Below are 22,958 nucleotides of genomic sequence, written 5' to 3'. Positions count from 1 at the left end.
GCCCGACCCCGCTCAGCCCACTCAGCCCGCTCTGAGCGCCAACGTCATCGCCTCCACCGCGAGCAGCGGTGCCACATTGCGGTCGAGCGCCACGCTGCACGCACCGATCGCCTCGATACGGCGCAACGTCGACTCCGGGGAACCGGCACGGGCCAGCCGCTCCAAGGCGTCCTCCGCGTCCGCGTTGGCGATCGCCACCCGGGAACCGAGCTGGAGCGCGAGGACATCGCGGTAGAAGGCGGTGAGGTCGGTCAGCGCGAGGTCGAGGCTGTCGCGCTGCGTACGCGTTCTCCGGCGCTTCTGCTTGTCCTCAAGGTCCTTCATCACCCCCGCCGTACCCCGCGGCATCCGGCTGCCCTGCCCCCCGCCCATCGCCGCCTTCATCTCCTCGGTCTCCTTGCCGTCCACCTCCTCGGCCAGGTGCTTGGCGTCCTCCGCGGCGGCGTCGACGAGTTCCTGAGCGGCCTTGAGACAACCGCCGACGTCCTCGACGCGCAATGGCAACTTCAGTACGGCGGCCCGGCGTTCACGCGCCGCTGGGTCGGTGGCGAGGCGGCGGGCCCGGTCGACATGGCCCTGCGTGGCGCGCGCGGCGGCGGCGGCCACGCCGGGCTCGATGCCCTCCCGCCGTACGAGCATGTCGGCGACGGCGTCGACCGAGGGCGTGCTCAGGTTCAGGTGGCGGCAGCGGGACCGGATCGTGGGCAGGACGTCCTCGATGGAGGGGGCGCAGAGGAGCCAGACCGTGCGGGGGGCGGGCTCCTCGACGGCCTTGAGGACGGCGTTGGCCGACTTCTCGTTCAGCCGCTCGGCGTCCTCGACAAGGATGATCTGCCAGCGGCCGGTCGCCGGCGAGGTGAAGGACTTGCGGACCGTGTCCCGCATGTCGTCGGCGAGGATCTGGGTGCCCACCGCGGCGACCGTGGTGACGTCGGCGTGGGTGCCGATCAGTGCCGTATGACAGCCGTCGCAGAAGCCGCAGCCGGGGCTGCCGCCGAGCGCGCGGTCGGGGCTCACGCACTGAAGCGCGGCGGCGAAGGCCCGCGCCGCCTGGTTGCGTCCCGCGCCGGGCGGTCCCGTGAACAGCCAGGCATGCGTCATCTTCGACGCCTCCGGAGGGGCCGTACCGGTGGTCGCCGCGGTGACGAAGGCGTCGGCGTCCCGGGCAGCGGCGTCGAGCTGCTCGCTCACCTTCTCCTGCCCCACCAGGTCATCCCACACGCTCACGGGTCACCGCCCCTTTCGCCACGCTTCGGGTTACGCGATCCATTGTGCGGGCCACCACTGACAACGGGCGCCGGGCAGGGGGTTACGGTGCGCCGGCCCAAGGGATGGGACTTGTGCGCGGGCCCGCGCACAAGTTCCGATGGGCGGTGGGCCCGAGCCCGTCAGTCCCTGCGCCCCCGGCCGCGACCCCGTCCACGACCCGTGTCGTCATCGTGGTCGAAGTCACCGGCCTCACGCGGACCGAGCAGTTCGTCGGCCAACGACGGCAGGTCGTCCAGCGGAGTCTCCTCGGCCCAGTCGGGTCGCGGCCGGCGTCGCGGCACCCCCTGCTCGTCGACCTGGGGAAGCTCACGCGTGCGGTCCTCGGGCCCCCGGTCGGCACGACCGGCCGGACGCTCGTCCCGGAAGAAGCCTTCGGGCACCCGGTCCGACGGATCCTGCCCGCGCACCGGCGGCAGTACCGCCGTCTCGTCCGCGGCACCGACCGGCGGCAGTACCGCCGTCTCGTCCGCGGCACCGACCGGCGGCAGTACGGCCGTCTCGTCGGCAGCCCCTGACGGTACGGGCGGCAGGACCGCCGTCTGCTCGGCGGCGGACACCGGCGGCAGTACCGCCGTCTCGTCCGCGGCCCCCGCAGGAGCCGGCGGCTGCGGCAACTGCGCCGTCACCTCGGAATCGCGCACTTCAGAATCGCGTACGTCAGAATCACGCGCCTCGGAGCCAGCGGCCTCGGAGTCCCCCGACACCGACGACACCGACCGCAGCACAGTCGTCTCGTCCCGCCCACCGGAGCGCACCGGCCGCAGCACAGCCGTATCCTCCGCCGAACGCCCAACCCCACCCGCACCCGCACCCGCACCCGCCGGCTTCACCAAAGGCGTCTGCACAGTCGACGCCTCAGCCCTGGCCTCCGGAGCGGACGGAACCACAGGCACCGCAGACACCACAGGCACAACTGGAGCCGTCGGCTGTCGAGCGGCCACCTCCGCGGCGGCCGCCGCCTCAGCCGCCAACCGGCGTGCCTCCTCGGCCGCGAGCAGTGCCGCCTCGGCCCTGCGCTGCTTCTCCAGGCGGCGCTCCTCCGCCTCGGCGCGCAGCCGGGCCTCCTCCTCGGCCTGCTTGCGGAGCCGGTCGGCCTCGGCCCTGCGGCGGGTCTCCTCGGCCGCGCGGGCCTCTTCCTCGGCGAGGAGGCGCGCCTTCTCCTCCTCGGCACGCCTGCGCGCGTCCTCGGCGCGCTGCCGGGCTTCTTCGGCCTGGCGTTCGGCCTCGCGGCGCTGGGCCTCCTCCAGCTCGCGCCGCTTGCGCTCCTCCTCCTCGGCGCGCAGCTGGGCGAGCTGCTCCTGGCGCTCGCGCTCCAGGCGCTCCTCCTCCGCCTTGCGGGCGGCCTCTTCCTCGGCCTTGCGGCGGGCCTCCTCCTCGGCGGCCTTGCGTGCTTCTTCCTGGGCCTTGATCTCGGCCTCGGAGAGCGGCAGGACGGTGTCGAGGCGGTGCCGGATCACCGTGGTGACGGCCTCGGGCTCCTGACCGGCGTCGACCACCAGGTAGCGGCCGGGGTCGGCGGCGGCCAGCGTGAGGAAACCGGACCGTACGCGCGCGTGGAACTCGGCGGGCTCCGACTCCAGTCGGTCCGGTGCCTCCGTGAACCGCTCGCGGGCGGTCTCCGGGTCCACGTCGAGCAGGACGGTCATGTGCGGGACGAGTCCGTCGGTCGCCCACCGGTTGATGCGGGCGATCTCGGTCGGGGACAGATCACGGCCGGCGCCCTGGTAGGCCACGGACGAGTCGATGTAGCGGTCGGAGATGACGACCGCGCCGCGCTCCAGGGCGGGTCGTACGACGGTGTCGACGTGCTCCGCGCGGTCGGCGGCGTACAGCAGCGCCTCCGCGCGGTGGGACAGTCCCGCCGACGACACGTCGAGCAGGATCGACCTCAGCCGCTTGCCGACCGGTGTCGCGCCGGGCTCGCGGGTCAGCACGACCTCGTGTCCCTTGCCCCTTATCCACTCGGCGAGGGCCTCGGCCTGGGTGGACTTCCCGGCGCCGTCGCCGCCCTCCAGGGCGATGAAGAAACCGGTGCTCGCGGGCACCGTGTCGGGGTCGTCGCCGCCGAGCAGCGCGTCCCGCAGATCGTGCCGCAGCGGCACTCCCGCGCGGTCGTCGACCTTGGCCAGCACCAGCGCGGCGACCGGCAGCAGCAGCGCGCCGACCAGCATCAGCGTGAACGCGGCACCGCCGTGCGCGAAGACGAACTTGCCGTTCTCCAGGCGGTGCGGGCCGATGAGCGCCGCCACCAGGGGGGCGATCAGCGCGCCGAGTGCCACGGAGACCTTGACGACCGCGTGCAGATGCTCGGTCATGCGGGTCCGGCGGTAGTCCTCGGCCTCCTGGTCCAGCAGTGTGTGCCCGGTGTTGGCGGCCACGCCCGCGCCGATGCCGGCCAGCGCGGCGATCAGCAGCACGGTGGTGAGGTCCGGGACCAGGCCGGCGGCGAGCAGCGCGATGCCGGTGAAGGCGATCGCCAGCGTCAGCAGGCGGCGCCGGGACAGCGTCGGCAGCAAGGAGGGCGCCGTACGGATACCGACCACGACCCCGCCGGTCAGTCCGAGGACCAGCAGTCCGAAGGTGACCGGGCCGCCGTGCAGGTCCTTGGCCTGGAGCACGGACACGGCGACGGCGGCGGAGATCGCCCCGGCGACGGCCGCGCAGGCCACCACGAGAAGCGCGATCGCGCCCGTACGGCCCTTGTCGATGCCGGTGCCCGTCCTGGGGCGGCGCAGCCCTTCGAGCGGCGACCGCGCGCGCGGGGTGCGGGCGGCGGGCAGCTCCAGGGCGGTCAGCACGGAGAGGGACGCGGCGAACAGCCCGGCCGCGACGTACGAACCGAGCGCGGCCTGGTGCTGGTCGAACCAGGCGACGCCCGTGCCCAGCAGGTTGTTGAGCAGGGCCGCCACGACGAGGGCGGCGGCGGCGAGGGGGATCGCCACGAAGCTGGTGCGCAGCGACAGCCGTCGCAGGGCGTCCATGTGGTCGGGCAGCGGCCGGACCGTGGCGCCCTCCAGCGGCGGGGCGGGCAGCAGGGCGGGCGCCGCGCTCTCGCGGCACACCGTCCAGAAGCGCTCGGCGACCCCGGTCACGAAGGCGGTCACCAGGAGCACGGCCAGAGCGTTGTCCGGAGTCCAGTCGATCCACAGGGGGGCGACGATCAGCAGGGCGGCCCGCAGACCGTCCGCGCCGACCATGGTCCAGCGCCGGTCGAGGGGGCCGTCCTGGGAGGTGAGCGAGCTGAGCGGGCCGAGGAGTACCGCTCCGAAGAGCAGTGTCGCGAGGATGCGCGCCCCGAAGACGGTCGCCACCGCCACCGCCACGCCCCGGTAGCCGCCGCCGAAGGAGCCCTGGAGGATCGCCGCCTGGAAGGCGAGCACGACCAGGACCAGCAGGGCGAGAGTGTCACCGACACTCGTCACGAACTGTGCGCTCCACAGCCGCTTGAGCTGCGGCTGGCGCAGCAGGGCGCGGACGGCACGCTCGCGGGAGTCCGCGACAAGGGCGTCGTCGGGGGCCGGCTGGTGGGCCGTTGGCTGCTCGGCTGGCGTCATGCTTTCAGCCTATCGGCAGCCACCGACATCAAGCCGCGCCCGCCCGGACCTGCGCACGCCCCGACACCAAAGTGATGCCGGGGCGTTCGTTTCGCGACCTTGTGGTGGAGAAAGAGTGCGCTCCCCAGCCCTCGGATCAGTCCTCGGATCAGTCCTCGGATCAGTCCTCGGGCGACAAGCGCGACAGGCGTCAGTCCTCGGAGGTCACCTTGGAGGTGGCCGTCTTCTTGGCCGTCGCCGTCTTCGCGGCGGTGGTCGTCTTCTTGGCTGCCGTCGTCGTCTTCGCGACGGTCTTCTTGGCCGTCGTCGTCTTCTTGGCGGGCGCCTTCTTGGCCGCCGCCTTCTTCGCCGTCTTCTTGGCGGGCGACTTGGCCCGCTTCTCGGCGAGCAGCTCGTAGCCGCGCTCCGGGGTGATCTCCTCGACGCTGTCGTCGGAGCGCAGGGTCGCGTTGGTCTCGCCGTCGGTGACGTACGGCCCGAAACGGCCGTCCTTGACGACGACGGGCTTCTCGCTGACCGGGTCCACGCCCAGTTCCTTCAGCGGCGGCTTGGCCGCGGCCCGGCCGCGCTGCTTGGGCTGGGAGTAGATCTCCAGCGCCTCTTCGAGGGTGATCGTGAAGAGCTGGTCCTCGGTCTGCAGCGAGCGCGAGTCCGTGCCCTTCTTCAGGTACGGCCCGTAGCGCCCGTTCTGCGCGGTGATCTCCACGCCCTCGGCGTCCTTGCCGACGACGCGCGGCAGCGACATCAGCTTGAGGGCGTCGGCGAGCGTCACCGTGTCGAGGGTCATCGACTTGAACAGCGAGGCCGTACGCGGCTTGACGGCGTTCTTGCCGGTCTTCGGGGTGCCCTCGGGGAGCACCTCGGTGACGTACGGGCCGTAGCGGCCGTCGCGGGCGATGATCTGGTGGCCCGACTCGGGGTCGGCGCCCAGCTCGAAGTCGCCGCTCGGCTTGGCGAGCAGTTCCTCCGCGTGCTCGACGCTCAGCTCGTCCGGCGCCAGGTCCTCGGGCACGTCGGCGCGCTGGTGGTTCTCGGAGTCCTTCTCGCCGCGCTCGACGTAGGGGCCGTAGCGGCCGACGCGCAGCATGATGTCGTTGCCGACCGGGAAGGACGACACCTCGCGGGCGTCGATCGCGCCCAGGTCGGTGACGAGTTCCTTGAGGCCGCCCAGGTGGTCGCCGTCGCCGTTGCCGGCCTCGGCGGCGCCCGTCGCCTCGCCCTCGCCGAAGTAGAAGCGCCGCAGCCACGGCACGGCCTGTGCCTCGCCGCTGGCGATGCGGTCGAGGTCGTCCTCCATCTTGGCGGTGAAGCTGTAGTCGACGAGCCGACCGAAGTGCTTCTCCAGGAGGTTGACCACGGCGAAGGACAGGAAGGACGGCACCAGGGCCGTGCCCTTCTTGAAGACGTAGCCGCGGTCGAGGATCGTGCCGATGATCGACGCGTACGTCGACGGGCGGCCGATCTCGCGCTCTTCGAGCTCCTTGACGAGGCTGGCCTCGGTGTAGCGGGCCGGGGGCTTGGTGGCGTGCCCGTCGACCGTGATCTCCTCGGCGCTGAGCGCGTCGCCCTCGGCGACCTGCGGCAGCCTGCGCTCGCGGTCGTCGAGCTCGGCGTTCGGGTCGTCGGCGCCCTCTACGTAGGCCTTCAGGAAGCCGTGGAAGGTGATCGTCTTGCCGGAGGCGCTGAACTCGACGTCCCGGCCGTCGGACGAGGTGCCCGCGATCTTCACGGTGACGGAGTCGCCGACCGCGTCCTTCATCTGGGAGGCGACGGTCCGCTTCCAGATCAGCTCGTAGAGCCGGAACTGGTCGCCGGTCAGGCCGGTCTCGGCGGGCGTGCGGAAACGATCACCCGAGGGGCGGATCGCCTCGTGCGCCTCCTGGGCGTTCTTGACCTTCCCGGCGTACACGCGCGGCTGGGCCGGCAGGTAGTCGGCGCCGTACAGCTGCGTCACCTGGGCGCGGGCGGCGGTGATCGCCGTCTCGCTCAGGGTCGTGGAGTCCGTACGCATGTAGGTGATGTAGCCGTTCTCGTACAGCTTCTGGGCGACCTGCATCGTCGCCTTCGCGCCGAAGCCGAGCTTGCGGCTGGCCTCCTGCTGAAGGGTCGTCGTACGGAACGGGGCGTACGGCGAGCGTCGATACGGCTTCGACTCGACGGACCGGACGGCGAACCGCGTGTCCTCCAGGGCGGCGGCCAGCGCACGGGCGTTGGCCTCGTCGAGGTGGAGGGTGTTCGCGCTCTTGATCTGTCCCAGGGAGTCGAAGTCGCGGCCCTGGGCGACCCGCTTGCCGTCGACTGCCTGGAGGCGGGCGACGAGGTTCGACGGGTCGCTCGCGTCACCTGCCCGGCCGGTCCCGAAGGTGCCGGTCAGGTCCCAGTACTCGGCGGAACGGAACGCGATGCGCTCGCGCTCCCGCTCGACGACGAGCCGGGTGGCGACGGACTGGACACGGCCGGCCGACAGGCGCGGCATGACCTTCTTCCACAGGACCGGCGAGACCTCGTAGCCGTAGAGGCGGTCGAGGATGCGGCGGGTCTCCTGGGCGTCGACCAGGGGCTGGTTGAGGTCGCGCGGGTTGGCGACGGCGGCGCGGATCGCGTCCTTGGTGATCTCGTGGAACACCATGCGCTTGACCGGGACCTTGGGCTTCAGGACCTCAAGGAGGTGCCACGCGATGGCCTCGCCCTCGCGGTCCTCATCGGTGGCGAGGAAGAGTTCGTCGGAATCCTTGAGCAGGTCCTTGAGCTTCTTTACCTGGGCCCGCTTGTCGGCGTTGACCACATAGATCGGCGCGAAGTCGTGGTCGACGTCCACACCGAGGCGGCGGACCTCGCCGGTGTACTTCTCGGGCACCTCCGCGGCGCCGTTGGGAAGGTCGCGGATGTGCCCGACGCTCGCCTCGACGACATATCCGGGGCCGAGGTAGCCCTTGATCGTCTTCGCCTTGGCAGGGGACTCGACGATGACGAGTCGGCGGCCGCCGTGTGCGGTCTCGCTGGTCGGGGACAACTTCGCTCTTCTCTCCGGTCGACGCTGGGGGCCTCCCCCGGAGCCGCTCGGTCCCGGGGTCGGGTCATGGTGACGCTGCGGAGTGTGACGGTACATCCCGCCCCCGTGTCAAACGGGGAAAGCCCGCAACGGCCACTCGAACGGTAACCCGACTACCGCCATTCCTGCCGCCCGGAGTCCCCACCGGCCTTTTCGGAGCCATCCGGAGGGTGATCCCCCGGTTACCCGCGCCGCACACCGGGCGCGGCGCTCAGACGTGCAGGAAGCACCAGGTTCCGAGGAACAGGGCGGTGACCGCGACGACGCTCGCGAGGGTCGCCGATGCGACCGGGTTCACACCCTGGGCGACGGGTTCGCGGTGTCGCACCCTGACCGCGGTCCACAGCAGCAGCGCGCCTCCGAACAGGGCGAACACCAACCCCGCGAAGATCGCCGGCCCGCTCTCCATGCTGTCCCCTCCCGACCCGGATACCCCGGTCCGGGAGGCTGGCACCCGTGGGCGACGGGCAGGCCAACCCCCGGTGAATTCGCGGCGGACAGCCCTCAGGCGGCCGTGCCGGAGGACGATATCGCCCCGGTCGTCCGGGAGTGATCGGCCTGCCCCACCGTGCAGACGACCGAGTTGAATCCGGCCTTCCAGTTGTTCTCGTCGGACAGATACCCGAAGACGGAACGGTCGGATCCGGGTGCCCAAGTCGACTCGAACTTGTTGCCGCACAGCTTGTTCCCCTGCTGCAGCGCCTCCTGGAACGCCATCGTCTTCGGGGCTGTCGCGAAACCGATCACCTGGTCGGTGTGCTCATCGGCACAGTCGGTCAGGGTCGCGGTGAAGTAGGTCTTGTGGTCGACGTAGAGCCAGCAGTCGCCGACGCTCATCTCGGTGGTCCACACGTTCGACTCGGTGCTGCGGAAGCGCCCTATCTCGCCGCCGATCGGCACATGACGGCCGAGCACGAGACACGCCGTACCGCCCCCGGCCGCCCCGAAGCCCGCTTCCGTCGGCGTGAGGGCGTACACGTCCGCGTCGGCCAGGGAGTCGGCGGTCGCCTTCGCCTTGCCCGCGCACCGCTCGGCACCGTGATCACGGGCGTCGGCGAAGTCGCGCGCCGCGTCGACCGCCATCACCTGGCCGTCCGGATCGTCGTGCGCGCAGCTCACGACCCCCAGGTTGGGCCGCGACGCGAACGCCGTCCCGGTCCACACCGCGTGCACGCAATCGCCGGTCTCCAGCGCCTTCTTGAGCCCGACCTCCTCGCCGTACGGATACGCGGACCCCGTCGGCGACGACGACGCGGACGGGGACGCCTTCTTCGTCGCCGCCGTGTCCTTGCCGCCAGTGAGGGAGTTCACCGCCCACACCCCACCGGCGATCACCAGCGCGACGGCCACCACGAGCGCGAGGACCGCACCGACCGGCATCCGACGCCGCCGCCCACCGCCACCGCCGGGCCCCGGACCGCCCGGATGCGTCGGCCCCTGACCACCCGCGTACGGCGGCGTGGGCGCGCTGCCCTGATAAGGCTCCTGCTGGACCCCCTGACTGGCACCCGGGTAGGACATCGTGGGGCTGTTCGCGTACGGGGTCCACCGGCCGTACGGCCCGCCCGAACCGGCCTGCCCCTGGGGGTCGTACGGCGGCGCGGCGCCGGCCGGGGTGTTCGGTGTGCTGGGGGTCGGCGGGGCGCCGGGTGTCTGCGGGGTGGGTCGGCCCGGGGGCGTGGAGCCCCCGAGGAGGGCCGCGGGCCGGTCACCGTAGGGCGCCGGGCCCTGGTGGGCGGCCCCGGGGCCGCCCGGTGTCCGCGGGGCGTAGGGGCCTCCCACGTAGGGACCGCTCACGGCGTATCCGGGCGGTCCGCCCGCGACGTGCCCCTGAGGCCCGCCGGTGACGTAGCCGGGCGGACCGCCGGCGGCGGGCCCCGGCGACTGATCGGGCGTGGACCAACCACCGCCTGCCGGGCCGAAACCGTCCGGTGTCGGCCCGAAGCCCTCCGGCGTCGGCGGGCTCCCCGGTGCGCGGCCGGCCGACCGCGCCACCCGCTCCAGCCCGTGTGCCGCCGCCTCGGGTGTCGACCTCAGCACCGGGTCCTTGACCAGCAACCCCTGGAGTACGGGCGCCAGTTCGCCCGCGCGGACGGCGGGTGCGGGTTCCTCGCCGAGCAGGGCGGTCAGGGTCGCGTAGTCGCCGTGGCGGTCGAAGGGGCCGCGGCCCTCGACGGCGGCGTACAGCGTGGCGCCCAGGGAGAACAGATCGGCGGCCGGGGTGGGCGGCTCACCGCGGGCCCGCTCCGGGGCGAGGTAGCCGGGCGTACCGAGGATGCCGGCGGTGGCGGTGAGCCGGGGTTCGCGCGACTCGGGCTGGAGGGCGATGCCGTAGTCGGTGAGCAGCACGCGCGCGTACGGATCGCCCGAAGCGTTCGGCGCCAGAAGGATGTTGGCCGGTTTCACATCCCTGTGCAGGATGCCGATGCGGTGCCCGGCGGTGAGCGCGTCGAGGACGGCGAGTCCGATACGGGCCACCTGCGCGGGCGCCAGCGGTCCCGAACGCCGTACGACCGCCTGGAGGTCGACGCCGTCGGGGACGTACTCCATGACGATCCAGGGCAGGCCCTCGTGGATCACCACGTCGTGCACGGTCGCCACATGCGGATGGCCGCGCAGCCGGGCCGCGTGCCGGGCCTCGCTGCGGGCCCGCGCAATGCGCTGCGCGCGCTCGCCGACGTCCCCCGGCACGTCCGGCAGCGAGATCTCCTTGACGGCGACCTCGCAGGCCAACTCCTCGTCGTACGCGAGCCATACGCGCCCCATGCCGCCCGCGCCCAGCGTGCGCAGCAGCCGGTAGCGCCCGTTGATGACCCTGCCTTCGCCCTGCTCCGGCGTATCCCCAGCCATCACGCCTCCCCCGAGACGGCGCGCCTCCCCCGAGGACGCGTGGAACCTGTCTCCGAAGGTAGCCTCGCACCCGCCACTGACAGGAGGTCTTTTCCGCACCGATCCGAACAATCCCGGTCGGTGCGGACACACGCGGCTCAGTGGTACGGGGAGGCCTCAGGCGTGACAGGGGCGGGAGGGGAATCCGGAGTGCCGTACGGCAGGCGGGCGGTGGTTGTCGGCGCCCGCAACTGACCGCCGTCCGGCGCCGGTCAGCCGCCGGTTCCACTCACCCCACCGGGATCACTCACTCCACCGGCTCCAGGAACCCCTGTTCCACCAGCAGCCGGATCTGAGCCGGCGTCCGGTCGCGGAGCAGGACCGGGTCCTCGCCGACGAGTTGGGCGATGGCGTCCAGGATGCGGCCCGCGCTCAGCGTGCCGTCGCAGACGCCGGCGAAGCCCGCGCCGACCGTGTCGACCTTGGTCGCGCGGCGCATGCCTCGGTGCTGGCGGAGCACGACGTGCTCGGGGTCCTCGGCGCCGGGCAGGCCGACCTGTTCCTGGATGATCTCGGGCGCGAGTCCGAAGTGGGCGGCGAGCAGGGCCGCGTCGTCGTGGGCGCGCAGGTAGTCGACGCGGTCGAAGTGCACGCGCACGGTGTCGCCGAGCGGCTGCTCGACCGGGTGCGGCCACTCCTCGACGGTGATCGAGGGGGCGTCGGACCCGGTTTTGCGCAGGGTGATCCAGCCGAAGCCGACGGCCTTGACCTTACGCGCCTCGAACTCGTCGAGCCACGCGTCGTAGAGCGCCTCGTACGCGGCCGTGTCACCCCGGTGGTCGCCGGCGTCCCTGAGCCACAACTCGGCGTACTGCGTGACGTCCTGGACCTCGCGCTGCACGATCCAGGCGTCGCAGCCGCGCGGCACCCACGACCTGAGCCTGTCCTGCCAGTCCTCCCCCTCCACGTGCTGCCAGTTGGCGAGGAACTGCGCGAATCCGCCCTCGCGCAGCCGCTCCCCCGCCTCCTGAACGAGCGACCGGCACAGATCGTCCCCGCCCATCCCGCCGTCCCGGTAGGTGAGTCGGGCACCGGGCGAGATCACGAAGGGCGGGTTCGACACGATCAGGTCGTACGTCTCGTCGTCCCGGACCGGCTCGAAGAGCGAGCCCTCGCGCAGGTCGGCCGCCGGTGCGCCGGACAGCGCGAGGGTGAGGGCGGTGATGTGCAGGGCGCGCGGGTTGACGTCGGTGGCCGTCACGCGCGTGGCGTGCCGGGCCGCGTGCAGTGCCTGGATGCCGGAGCCGGTACCGAGGTCGAGCGCGGCGGAGACCGGCGTCCGTACGGTGATGCCCGCGAGTGTCGTGGACGCGCCGCCCACTCCGAGGACGACGCCTTCCTCCCGGCTGCCGATCCCGCCGGCCCCGCCGACCGCGCACCCCAGGTCCGACACGATGAACCAGTCCTCGCCGTCGGGCCCGCCGTACGGCCGTACGTCCACGGTCGCGGCCACCTCGTCGCCGCCCACGGACGCCAGCCATCCGCTCGCCACGCACTCGGCGACGGGCAGCACGTCCGCCACGCGTGCGTGCGGCACGGGCTGCTGGAGCAGGAACAGCCGGACCAGCGTCTCCAGCGGGGTGTCGCCTCTCGTCGCCCGGAGGGCCGGCACGGTCTCGCTGCGGGCCAGCGCCGCGTACGCGGGGGCGCCGAGCAGGTCGAGCAGTCCGTCGGCGGTGAAGGAGGCGCCGAGCAGGGCGTCCCGGAGCCGGGCGGCGGCCTCCGGGCGGTCGGACGCGGGCAGGGTGGGCAGGGTGGAGTTACTCACACCCCCATTGTGGCCGCTCGGACCGACAACGCGCCCGCAACTGCGAGAGCCCCGGCACGCACGCGTACCGGGGCATCTTTCAGCAACTGAAAGATCGCTGCCTACAGGGAGCCCATCCGCAGGGAGGACCGCCGGGCGCGGGTCAGGCCGACGACGAGGCCGACGCGGACGCCGACTTGCAGGCCGCCTGCTTGGTCATCGCCTTGCCGACATCGCCCTCTTCGAGGGTCTTCAGGGCGTCGTTCCCGCTCGTGCTGAGCTTGTCCAGCGAGGTCGCGATGCCCTTGAGGCCGTCCGCGAACTTCGCCTGGTCCTTGGTGTTGAGCGCGTCCACCTGCCCCTTCAGGGTGGCGTACGACGTGGAGATGCCGTTGAGCTCCTTGACGGCGTCCTGCTGCTTCTTCGCGCCGTTGTCGACGTCCGGTGCCCCGGCGCTGTTCACGGCGGCCCCGATCGCCTTGTAGGCGTCGGACATGTCCTGGAAGGCCTGCGAGTCGGTCTTCTGAACCTCTTCCGGGGTGCTGTTGTCCGAGGTCTCCTTCTGGATCGCCGTGTTGGCGGCCTCGATCTTCTTCGCCTGCGGCTGCACGGCGAGGCAGACCTGCTTGGCCCAGGAGTCCAGCTTGGCGTTGCTGTTGTCGCCGCTGCCGCCGCATCCCGACAGCGCCAGTACCAGTACCGCACCGCCGGACAGTGCGGCCGCGAGCTTCTTGTTCACCGGATTGGTCCCTTCCATGGCTCTCGGCCCCGGAACATACACGCCGGACGGGCGACACCCCCGGGCCCAAGGTCCGATAGAAGAACTTTTGGGGCCATTTGCACCAAGCGAGAGAAGGCTCACGGCGAGGGCCTGAACACATACGGAACGGGCGGGCGGCGCCTCCAACTCGCGCCACCCGCCCGCCCGTTGAACAGAGCCTCGTAAGAAGGCCTACGAAACCACCGCCGGATCCGCCGACTTGGCCATCCGTTCGGCATCGCCCTCGTCCCCCACGGCGATCCCGCGCCGCTTGGAGATGTACACCGCGACGACGATCACCAGGAACGCGAGCACCGCGATCGTGATGCGCACCCCGATGTTCTTGTCGGCGCCGTAGCTGAACTTGATGACCGCGGGCGCGATGAGCAGCGCGACGAGGTTCATCACCTTCAGCAGCGGGTTGATGGCCGGTCCCGCGGTGTCCTTGAACGGGTCGCCGACCGTGTCGCCGATCACCGTGGCGGCGTGGGCCTCGCTGCCCTTGCCGCCGTGGTTGCCGTCCTCGACGAGTTTCTTCGCGTTGTCCCAGGCGCCGCCCGAGTTGGCGAGGAAGACCGCCATCAGCGTGCCGGTGCCGATGGCGCCCGCGAGGAAGGAGCCGAGCGCGCCGACCCCGAGCGTGAACCCGACCGCGATCGGCGTGAGCACGGCGAGCAGGCCCGGCGTGGCCAGTTCGCGCAGCGCGTCCTTGGTGCAGATGTCGACGACGCGGCCGTACTCCGGCGTCTCGGTGTAGTCCATGATCCCGGGGTGCTCGCGGAACTGCCGCCGCACCTCGTAGACCACGGCCCCGGCGGACCGGGAGACCGCGTTGATCGCCAGGCCCGAGAAGAGGAAGACGACCGCGGCGCCGACGATGAGCCCCACCAGGTTGTTGGGCTGGGAGATGTCCATCATCAGGTTGAGCGGCGCGCCCGGTCCCGAGATCTTCTCGCCCACGTCGTTCGCGGCCGTGAGGATCGCGTCCCGGTACGACCCGAAGAGCGCCGACGCGGCCAGGACGGCGGTGGCGATGGCGATGCCCTTCGTGATGGCCTTGGTGGTGTTGCCCACCGCGTCCAGGTTGGTGAGCACCTGGGCGCCCGCGCCCTCGACGTCGCCGGACATCTCGGCGATGCCCTGCGCGTTGTCGGAGACCGGCCCGAAGGTGTCCATGGCGACGATCACACCGACCGTGGTGAGCAGACCGGTGCCGGCCAGCGCCACCGCGAACAGCGCCAGCATGATCGAGGCGCCGCCGAGCAGGAACGCCCCGTAGACGGCGAGCCCGATCAACAGGGCGGTGTAGACGGCCGATTCGAGGCCGAGGGAGATGCCCGCGAGGATGACGGTGGCCGGGCCGGTGAGCGAGGTCTTGCCGATGTCCATCACGGGACGGCGGTTCGTCTCCGTGAAGTAGCCGGTCAGCTGCTGGATCAGGGCGGCGAGCACGATGCCGATGGCCACGGCGACGAGCGCGAGGATCCGCGGGTCGCCGTCCTTGACCTTGATCGCCGCGTCGGTGACGCCGTCGAGGTCGGCGTAGGACGACGGCAGGTAGACGAAGACGGCGACCGCCACCAGCACGAGCGAGATCGCCGCGGAGATGAAGAAGCCCCGGTTGATCGCGGACATGCCGCTGCGGTCGGTCCGGCGTGGCGCCACCGCGAAGATGCCGATCATGGCGGTGATCACACCGATCGCCGGCACGAGCAGCGGGAAGGCGAGCCCGGAGTCGCCGAAGGCCGCCTTGCCGAGGATCAGCGCGGCGACCAGCGTCACGGCGTACGACTCGAAGAGGTCGGCCGCCATGCCCGCGCAGTCGCCGACGTTGTCGCCCACGTTGTCGGCGATGGTCGCGGCGTTGCGCGGGTCGTCCTCCGGGATGCCCTTCTCGACCTTGCCGACCAGGTCGGCGCCGACGTCGGCGGCCTTGGTGAAGATGCCGCCGCCGACCCTCATGAACATGGCGATCAGGGCGGCGCCGAGGCCGAATCCCTCCAGCACCTTCGGCGCGTCGGCCGCGTACACCAGCACCACGCAGGAGGCGCCGAGCAGACCGAGCCCCACCGTGAACATGCCGACGACGCCGCCCGTGCGGAAAGCGATCTTCATTGCTTTGTGCGAGACGGCGGTGAGATCCTTTTCGGGCTCACCCTCCGCCGGGGTCGCTTCCCGGGCCGCCGCGGCGACACGGACATTACTGCGTACGGCGAGCCACATGCCGATATAGCCGGTGGTCGCCGAGAACACCGCGCCGATCAGGAAGAAGATCGATCGTCCGGCGCGCTGATTCCAGTCGTCCGCGGGCAGCAGCAGAAGCAGGAAGAAAACGATCACGGCGAATACGCCGACCGTGCGCAACTGCCTGCCCAGATAGGCGTTCGCGCCTTCCTGGATAGCCGTCGCGATCTTCTTCATGCTGTCGGTGCCCTCGCCGGCCGCGAGTACCTGGCGGACCAGGATGCCCGCGACCACGAGCGCCGCCACTGCCACGACGGCGATCACCGTCACGAGGACGCGGTTGTCGTCGGTCAGGACTGCGGCTGCGAAGGTTGTGGGGTGGTCAAACTGCTGAGGGGTAGAAAGCCCCGCCATTCGTCCTCCTTGACGCCTGTGCTGAGCTCAAGATGTGGACGGATTGTAGGTACCGGAACCTGATCAAAACAGTGCGCGGCAAACGGAATTGGCCTTCGCATAGTAATGCCTTAAAAGCATTGGCGCTTGATCAAATTATCGGGGCAACGATCAGGCATTGATCGTGAATTGATTCACGAATTCTTTCGCACCGCCGGTGCGCACCGGTGCACGGTCGCGGAACTCTTCCGGAAATGCCGAAGGGCCCTGCTCAGCAGGGCCCTTCGGCTGTGGTGTGCGGCGGTTTTCAGGAGAGCGTCACGGCCGGCGGTGTGGTCGGCCAGGTCATACGGATCGATCCGCCGTGCTCCCCGGCGGTGACCTCCACATCGTCGACGAGCCCGCTGATGACAGCGAGGCCCATCTCGTCCTCCTCGGTGTCGATGTCCGGATCGTCGCCCAGGGACCCGGGCGCCTTGTCGCCGGGAGCCGAGCGTGGTGCCTCGTCGCCGACCTCGATGGAGAACTGCTTCTCCTCCTCGATCAGCAGCACCTTCACCGGGGCGGTGATCCCGCTGCTCTGGTGCAGCCCGACGGCGCGGGTGCAGGCCTCACCGACGGCGAGTCTCACCTCGTCGAGTACAGCCTCGTCCACTCCGGCCCTGCGCGCCACCGCTGCCGCCACCAGTCGGGCGGTCCTGACGTGCTCGGGCAGCGCGCTGAAGCGGAGTTCAACGGTGGCCATGCATCCCCCTCGGGACTACGGGCGTGCTGTCGGAGGGCCGGGCCGCCGAAAGCCCGGTCCACCGGTCGTCTATACGGCCGATCGGGGAGCGGTCGTTCACCGCTCCCGAAACGGTCGGTCAGTCGGTGGCCGCCACCGCTTCCTCGACCGAGGTGTGAATCGGGAACACCTTGGTGAGGCCGGTGATACGGAAGATCTTCAGAATGCGCTCCTGGTTGCAGACCAGGCGCAGCGAGCCCTCGTGGGCACGCACCCGCTTCAGGCCGCCGACCAGCACGCCGAGCCCGGTGGAGTCGAGGAAGTCGACACCCTCCATGTCCACGACGAGGTGGAAACTCCCGTCGTTCACCAGCTCGACCAGCTGTTCGCGCAACTTGGGCGCGGTATATACGTCGATTTCGCCACCGACCTCGACGACCGTACGATCGCCGACGGTACGGGTCGACAGGGACAGGTCCACGGATCCTCCAGCACCTTGCTATCGAGCGGTCATCCCATGGGACACCTCGGCAGAGCCCCCAGGACGGTTCGCCAGCCGCGATGGCATTCAATCACTTACCGCAGGGCGTGCACGACGCCTTGGCTCCATTGTCCGTCACGCCAGTGACACACTCGGTGCCGATGGCCAAGAATCAGCGATCCGATCGACCCTCGGCGAACCCTGTGTCCGGGCTCTCGCCGGGCACGGTTCTGGACCGGCTCGCGTCCGGACCGGGCCGGGCTTCGCGCATCACTCATACGGAGCACTTGCCCCCACGTGAGGGCCGCCATGCCGTCTGGCCTGACCGGATTCGCGCCGAGGTGATCGCCACCGTCCAGGAAGCCGGTATCGAACACCCCTGGGCCCACCAGGCACAGGCCGCCGAGCACGCCCTCGACGGCGAGTCAGTGATCGTTGCCACAGGCACCGCCTCGGGCAAGTCGCTCGCATATCTGGTACCGGTCCTCTCGGCGCTCCTCGACGGCTCCGAAGCGCCGAACGGCCGCGGCACCACCGCCCTCTACCTGGCTCCCACGAAAGCCCTGGCGGCCGACCAGCTCCGTTCTGTGAAGGAACTTTCACAACCGCTGGGCAATGCGGTTCGCCCGGCCGTGTACGACGGCGACACTCCGTTCGAAGAGCGTGAGTGGGTACGCCAGTACGCCAACTACGTCCTGACCAACCCCGACATGCTCCACCGGGGCATATTGCCCTCGCACCCCCGCTGGTCCTCCTTCCTGAAGTCCCTGAAGTACGTCGTCATCGACGAGTGCCACACCTACCGGGGTGTCTTCGGCTCGCACGTCGCCCAGGTACTGCGCCGCCTGCGCCGCCTCTGCGCCCGCTACGGCTCCTCCCCCGTCTTCCTGCTCGCCTCCGCCACCGCCGCCGAGCCCTCGGTCGCCGCCGGCCGCCTCACCGGCCTCCCGGTGGTCGAGGTCGCCGACGACGCCTCACCGCGCGGTGAACTGGTGTTCGCCCTCTGGGAGCCCCCGCTCACCGAGTTGCACGGCGAGAAGGGCGCCCCGGTCCGCCGTACCGCCACCGCCGAGACGGCAGACCTCCTCACCGACCTCGCCGTCCAGGGCGTCCGCTCGGTGGCCTTCGTACGGTCCCGGCGCGGCGCCGAGCTGATCGCGCTGATCGCCCAGGAACGCCTCGCCGAGGTCGACCGCTCGCTGGCCCGACGGGTCGCCGCCTACCGCGGCGGCTACCTCCCCGAGGAGCGCCGCGCCCTCGAACGCGCCCTTCACTCCGGCGAGTTGCTCGGCCTCGCCGCCACCACCGCCCTCGAACTCGGCATCGACGTCTCCGGGTTGGACGCGGTCCTGATCGCCGGCTACCCCGGCACCCGCGCCTCCCTGTGGCAACAGGCGGGCCGCGCGGGACGGTCCGGCCGGGGCGCGCTGGCCATCCTGGTGGCCCGCGACGACCCCCTGGACACCTTCCTCGTCCACCACCCCGAGGCCCTCTTCGACCAACCGGTGGAGTCCACGGTCCTGGACCCCGACAACCCGTACGTCCTGGCCCCCCACCTGTGCGCGGCGGCGGCCGAACTCCCGCTCACCGACGACGACTTGGACCTGTTCGGCCCGGCGACGGCGGACCTGCTGCCGCAGCTGGAGGCCGCGAAGCTGCTCCGCCGCCGGGCGAAGGCCTGGCACTGGACGCGCCGGGAACGCGCCGCCGATCTCACCGACATCCGCGGCGGGGGCGGCAGGCCGGTCCAGATCGTCGAGAACGGCACGGGCCGCCTGCTGGGCACGGTCGACGAGTCCGCCTCCCACGCGACCGTCCACGAGGGCGCGGTCCACCTCCACCAGGGCCGCACGTACCTGGTGCGCACCCTGGACCTGGAGGACTCCGTGGCCCTCGTCGAGGAGGCCAACCCCCCGTACTCGACGGTCGCCCGCGACACCACGGCGATCTCCGTCCTGGAGACGGACGTCGAACTCCCCTGGGGCCAGGGCCGGTTGTGCTACGGCTCCGTCGAAGTCACCAACCAGGTCGTCTCCTTCCTCCGCAGACGTGTCCTCACCGGTGAAGTCCTCGGCGAGTCGAAACTCGACCTCCCTCCTCGTACGCTCCGCACCCGCGCGGTCTGGTGGACCGTCACGGAAGACCAGTTGGACGCCGCCCGCATCAACCCGGAGATCCTCGGCGGCGCCCTCCACGCCGCCGAACACGCCTCGATCGGCATGCTCCCCCTCTTCGCGACCTGCGACCGCTGGGACATCGGCGGTGTCTCGGTCCCCCTGCACCCGGACACCCTGCTCCCCACGGTCTTCGTCTACGACGGCCACCCGGGCGGCGCGGGCTTCGCCGAGCGCGCCTTCCACACCGCCCGCGCCTGGCTCACCGCCACCCGCCAGGCCATCGCCTCCTGCGCATGCGACGCCGGCTGCCCGTCCTGCATCCAGTCCCCCAAGTGCGGCAACGGGAACGAGCCGTTGCACAAACGGGGAGCGGTGCGGTTGCTGACGGAGCTGCTACGGGAGGCGCCGGAGGAGAAGCCCGACGGGCAGGGGGCTCACTGAGTCGATGCGGGCGGAGGGGCAGGCGCCGGCGGTACAGGGACCCCTGGAGGCGCAGGCGCCGGTGATGCAGGGACCAGTGGCGATGCAGGCGCCGGTGATGCGGAGGTCGGTGCGGGCGCCGGTGGCGGTACCGGTCCCGCAGGTCCCGCCCGTGCCCTGACCTCCGCCGCGAACGGCCCCGGGCCCGCCGCCGCCGTCACGTCCGACGTCTCCCCCACGACCGCGCACCGCACGAGCCGCGTCCCCTGCGCCCGCGCCACCAACTCCGCCCGAGCGCAGGCCCCCGCGCCGCCCTCCGCCCAGTGGTCGGCCGCCGCGAGCGCCGCGAGATCCGCACCGCCGGCCGCGCGGTGCCTGGCCACGACGGCCTGCCCCAGGCCGAGCACCACCCCGAACACGACACACAGCACGGCCATCGCACCGAGGCTCCACACGGTCGCGGACCCCCGGTCCGAGTGACGGGACCTCCCGTGCCCCAGAGGGGCCGCACGGCGCCTCACAGCGGCGTGGATACGGCACCTCACGGCCCCGCCCTCCCCTCTCCCACCGTTCCCACCGTCTCCTCCGCCATCGCCACGGCCTCCTCCCGCACCTCGAAGGGCAGCCCGCTCAGCACCGGCGGCTTGGCGATCACGACCACGTGGACCTGGTCGCCCTCCCGGCCCACCGTGACCCGCGCACCGCGCGGTGCCGTCTCCCGGGTCACCTGGACGACCGCGTCGGCCGGGTCCTGCCGAGCCGCCGCGCGGGCGCCCATGCGGGCCGCGTCCACGCACTGGATCTGCGCGGCCACCACCAGCAGCCCCCACACCAGCGCCATCGCGAACATCACCAGCACGGGCAGGACCACGGCCGCCTCCGCCGTCACGAACCCCTCGTCCCCGCCCCGGCGTTCACACCTTCGCATCGAGGGCCCGCTTCACGATGCTCTGCAGCTCCGCGCTGACCGCGCCGCTGGTCACCACCTTGTAGAGCACCACGGCGAACGCCACGGCCGCGACCAGCCCCATCGCGTACTCGGCGGTGGCCATCCCCGCGTCCCCGCGCGCCCCGGCGCCCAGCCGCGCCCGTGCCCGCACCGCCCGCAGCACCCGTACCGCCGCTCCCCGCATTGCCCGCACTGCCTTGTTCATCTCAACCCCCGTGAGGTTCCTGTTGGTTCAGTTACTCGATTGCCGGATCAGTCGTTGTTCGTCGTACGTCCGTCACCGCTCGCGATACCGTCACCGCTCGCGCTCGCTCCTTCCGTCAGCCACCACCCCCTCCCACCGCCCCGCCCGCGAGGCCGATCACCACGGGCAGTACGCCGACCGCGATGAACGCGGGCAGGAAGCACAGCCCCACCGGTGCGGTGATCAGGACGGCCGCCCGTCGGGCCCGTGCCGTCGCGGTGCGGGTCCAGTCGGCGCGGGCCTCCGCCGCGAGCCGTGCGACCGGTCCGGCGGCGGGGAGCCCGGACTCGTCGGCCCGTTCGAGCAGCCGGGCCAGCGGGCCGGCGCCGGGAAGCGCGGCCAACCTCCGCCAGGCGTCGGCCGGTTCACCGCCGAGCCGTACCTCCGCCGCAGCACGCGCCAGCCGTTCCCCCACGGGCCCCGCGAGGGCCTCTCCCACGGCCTGGGAGGCGATCACCGGCGAGGCTCCGGCGGCGATGCAGGCGGCCAGCAGATCGGCGGCGAGCGGGAGTTGGCGGGCGGCGGGCGCGGCATCGCGCTCGGCGACGGTGTCGTCGGTCACCTGCCGGCGCCGCCACTGCCACAGCCCGACGGCGACGACCCCGCCCACCACGATCCCGGCGACCCCACCGACCACCACGCACCCGGCACCCACGACGCCCACCACGGGCAGCCACCGCCGCGCAGCCTGCCGAACGCCGAACCGGCCCCCGGCAGGCGCCACTTCCCGAACTTCCCGAAGCAGCAACCCCGCCAGCCGCCGCCGAGCCCTCCGCTCCCGCCGCAGCCCGTCCAACCACCGCACCAGCAACCCCACGACCAACGCGGCCCCCAGGGTCACCCCCAGCCTGTGGACAACTTCCGCACTCACGCCGTCTCCCATCCCCAGCCCCGGCCGACTTCCGCTTCCGTACTCACGCCGCTCCCCGCCCTCACCGAGCGGCCGATCCCCTCAAGGCCGCCGCCCTCGAATCCCCGCCGCCGGCGCATCACGCCCGCTCCCTGCCCCGGCCCACAACAGCCGCCGATTCCCCCGCACATACCGCCGCCGAAAGCCGAACGGGCCCGGACACCACCAACCACTCCCGCGGTCACGTCACCACCCCCGCTCACGCCGCCTCCACCCCTCGCACGATCCGCAGCGCCCACCACAACCCCAGGCCCTCCAGCAACCCCCCGACCACCAGGCACCCGAACCCCGCCCCGCTGTGCAGCAGCACCCGCAGCGGATCGGCGCCCATCGCCGCGCCGAGCAGCAGCCCGAGCACCGGCAACCCGGCGAGCATCACCGCGGTGGCCCGCGCCCCCGCCAACTGGGCGCGGAGGTCGGCCCGTTGGTCCCGGTCGGCACGCAACGCCCCTTCGAGCCGGTCGAGTCCCGCCGCGAGGCCGGCGCCCTGATCCACGGCCACCCGCCAGCACGCGGCCAGCCCCAACAGCCCGTCCGCGCCCGGCTGCCGTGCCGCCGAGGTCAGCGCACCCGGTACGTCCCCGCCGAACCGCGCCGCCGCCAACACCGCGGCCTGCGCCTCACCGAGCCCGCCGGAGTCGAGCGCCGCCCGCAGCAACGCCTCCCCCGGCTGCCGCCCCGCACGCACCTCCCCGGCGAGCGCCGAGCACAGCGCGATCACCGCGTCGCCCCGCGACTCCCCCGCGCGCCGGGCCTCCCCGGCCAGCCGCACCCGCCGCAGCAGCGGAACCCCGACCGCCCCCGCGACGACCGGAATCACCGAGGCACCCAGCACCGCCAGCACCACTCCGGCGCCCAGCGACCACCACTCGGCCCGCAACCGGCCCCGGATCCGCCGCAGTTCACCTACGGCCCGCTCCCACGAGGGCGGTCCCACGCCCACCACCCCGCCGCCCGCGAACAGCAACTGCGCCCGCCGCGCCCCGGATCGCCGCCCGCCCATCAGCCAGACCAGGGCCCCGACACACACGGCTGCCACCCCGACCGACATCTCACCCGTTCCCACACCCATCACCACTCCCGCTCGTCTCCATGCAGCCCTGACCCACGCCGATCACCACTCCTGCTCGCCAACGCCGGTCCCGCGCGCACCTCCAGCACCGCCGCCCCCACTCGCCCGACGCCCAATCGGCACGCACCCCCGTCACCGCCTATCCCACTCGTCGACACCCGCCCCGCACGCACCCTTGTCACCACCCCTCCCG

General features: G+C 72.0%; 16 protein-coding genes. 1 reads left to right on the top strand and 15 read right to left on the bottom strand.

Annotated elements, in window-relative coordinates:
• Positions 1-21: 21 nt before the first annotated feature.
• From ACIQBL_RS23880 to bldG, 10 genes are all read right to left on the bottom strand, one after another.
• A complete protein-coding gene (locus tag ACIQBL_RS23880) occupies positions 22-1,227 on the bottom strand; it encodes a DNA polymerase III subunit delta' (protein WP_401944828.1) in 1,206 nt (401 codons plus the stop codon).
• Positions 1,228-1,388: 161 nt separating this feature from the next.
• Positions 1,389-4,823 (bottom strand): dTMP kinase, encoded by a 3,435-nt coding sequence (tmk, locus tag ACIQBL_RS23875; RefSeq protein ID WP_401944826.1) that lies wholly within the window; start codon positions 4,821-4,823, stop codon positions 1,389-1,391.
• Positions 4,824-5,013: 190 nt separating this feature from the next.
• Positions 5,014-7,836, bottom strand: a complete 2,823-nt coding sequence (topA, locus tag ACIQBL_RS23870) for a type I DNA topoisomerase (protein ID WP_401944825.1) — start codon at positions 7,834-7,836, stop codon at positions 5,014-5,016.
• Positions 7,837-8,086: 250 nt separating this feature from the next.
• The gene (locus ACIQBL_RS23865; RefSeq protein ID WP_401944824.1) at positions 8,087-8,284 is read right to left on the bottom strand and encodes a hypothetical protein; all 198 of its coding nucleotides are present in this window, start codon (positions 8,282-8,284) and stop codon (positions 8,087-8,089) included.
• A gap of 95 nt (positions 8,285-8,379) precedes the next feature.
• Positions 8,380-10,725 carry a protein kinase gene (locus tag ACIQBL_RS23860; RefSeq protein ID WP_401944822.1) on the bottom strand — a complete coding sequence of 782 codons (2,346 nt, stop codon included), beginning with the start codon at positions 10,723-10,725 and terminating at the stop codon, positions 8,380-8,382.
• A gap of 286 nt (positions 10,726-11,011) precedes the next feature.
• Positions 11,012-12,532 (bottom strand): methyltransferase, encoded by a 1,521-nt coding sequence (locus tag ACIQBL_RS23855; RefSeq protein WP_401944820.1) that lies wholly within the window; start codon positions 12,530-12,532, stop codon positions 11,012-11,014.
• Positions 12,533-12,674: 142 nt separating this feature from the next.
• Entirely contained in the window at positions 12,675-13,268 is a 594-nt protein-coding gene (locus ACIQBL_RS23850; RefSeq protein ID WP_401944818.1) for a small secreted protein, read from the bottom strand.
• Positions 13,269-13,463: 195 nt separating this feature from the next.
• The gene (locus ACIQBL_RS23845; RefSeq protein ID WP_401944816.1) at positions 13,464-15,869 is read right to left on the bottom strand and encodes a sodium-translocating pyrophosphatase; all 2,406 of its coding nucleotides are present in this window, start codon (positions 15,867-15,869) and stop codon (positions 13,464-13,466) included.
• Between the two features lie 286 nt (positions 15,870-16,155).
• The gene (locus tag ACIQBL_RS23840; protein WP_401944814.1) at positions 16,156-16,593 is read right to left on the bottom strand and encodes an ATP-binding protein; all 438 of its coding nucleotides are present in this window, start codon (positions 16,591-16,593) and stop codon (positions 16,156-16,158) included.
• A gap of 118 nt (positions 16,594-16,711) precedes the next feature.
• Positions 16,712-17,053 (bottom strand): anti-sigma factor antagonist BldG, encoded by a 342-nt coding sequence (bldG, locus tag ACIQBL_RS23835; RefSeq protein ID WP_003975386.1) that lies wholly within the window; start codon positions 17,051-17,053, stop codon positions 16,712-16,714.
• 80 nt (positions 17,054-17,133) lie between these two features.
• On the opposite strand from bldG, the gene ACIQBL_RS23830 reads away from it, so the two are divergent.
• Positions 17,134-19,611 carry a DEAD/DEAH box helicase gene (locus tag ACIQBL_RS23830; RefSeq protein WP_401944811.1) on the top strand — a complete coding sequence of 826 codons (2,478 nt, stop codon included), beginning with the start codon at positions 17,134-17,136 and terminating at the stop codon, positions 19,609-19,611.
• On the opposite strand, the gene ACIQBL_RS23825 is transcribed toward ACIQBL_RS23830, so the two are convergent.
• From ACIQBL_RS23825 to ACIQBL_RS23805, 5 genes are all read right to left on the bottom strand, one after another.
• On the bottom strand, positions 19,605-20,111 hold the full coding sequence (locus ACIQBL_RS23825) for an Rv3654c family TadE-like protein (RefSeq protein ID WP_401944809.1): 507 nt from the start codon (positions 20,109-20,111) through the stop codon (positions 19,605-19,607). The two genes, ACIQBL_RS23830 and ACIQBL_RS23825, sit on opposite strands and share 7 nt — an antisense overlap.
• Before the next feature lie 20 nt (positions 20,112-20,131).
• On the bottom strand, positions 20,132-20,518 hold the full coding sequence (locus tag ACIQBL_RS23820; protein ID WP_401944807.1) for a TadE family type IV pilus minor pilin: 387 nt from the start codon (positions 20,516-20,518) through the stop codon (positions 20,132-20,134).
• Positions 20,505-20,744: a DUF4244 domain-containing protein gene (locus ACIQBL_RS23815; RefSeq protein WP_401944805.1), complete on the bottom strand. Its 240-nt coding sequence runs from the start codon at positions 20,742-20,744 to the stop codon at positions 20,505-20,507. Before ACIQBL_RS23815 ends, ACIQBL_RS23820 begins: the two co-directional genes overlap by 14 nt.
• 115 nt (positions 20,745-20,859) lie before the next feature.
• Positions 20,860-21,654: a type II secretion system F family protein gene (locus ACIQBL_RS23810; RefSeq protein ID WP_401944803.1), complete on the bottom strand. Its 795-nt coding sequence runs from the start codon at positions 21,652-21,654 to the stop codon at positions 20,860-20,862.
• A 238-nt stretch (positions 21,655-21,892) separates the two neighbouring features.
• Positions 21,893-22,765, bottom strand: coding sequence for a type II secretion system F family protein (locus ACIQBL_RS23805; RefSeq protein ID WP_401944801.1), 873 nt, complete (start codon positions 22,763-22,765; stop codon positions 21,893-21,895).
• Positions 22,766-22,958 lie beyond the last annotated feature (193 nt).

Source organism: Streptomyces sp. NPDC088350 (assembly GCF_044753545.1).
Lineage (GTDB): Bacteria > Actinomycetota > Actinomycetes > Streptomycetales > Streptomycetaceae > Streptomyces.
The sequence above is the reverse complement of the archived record's forward strand: the minus strand, read 5'-3'. Positions and strand labels throughout refer to the sequence as shown.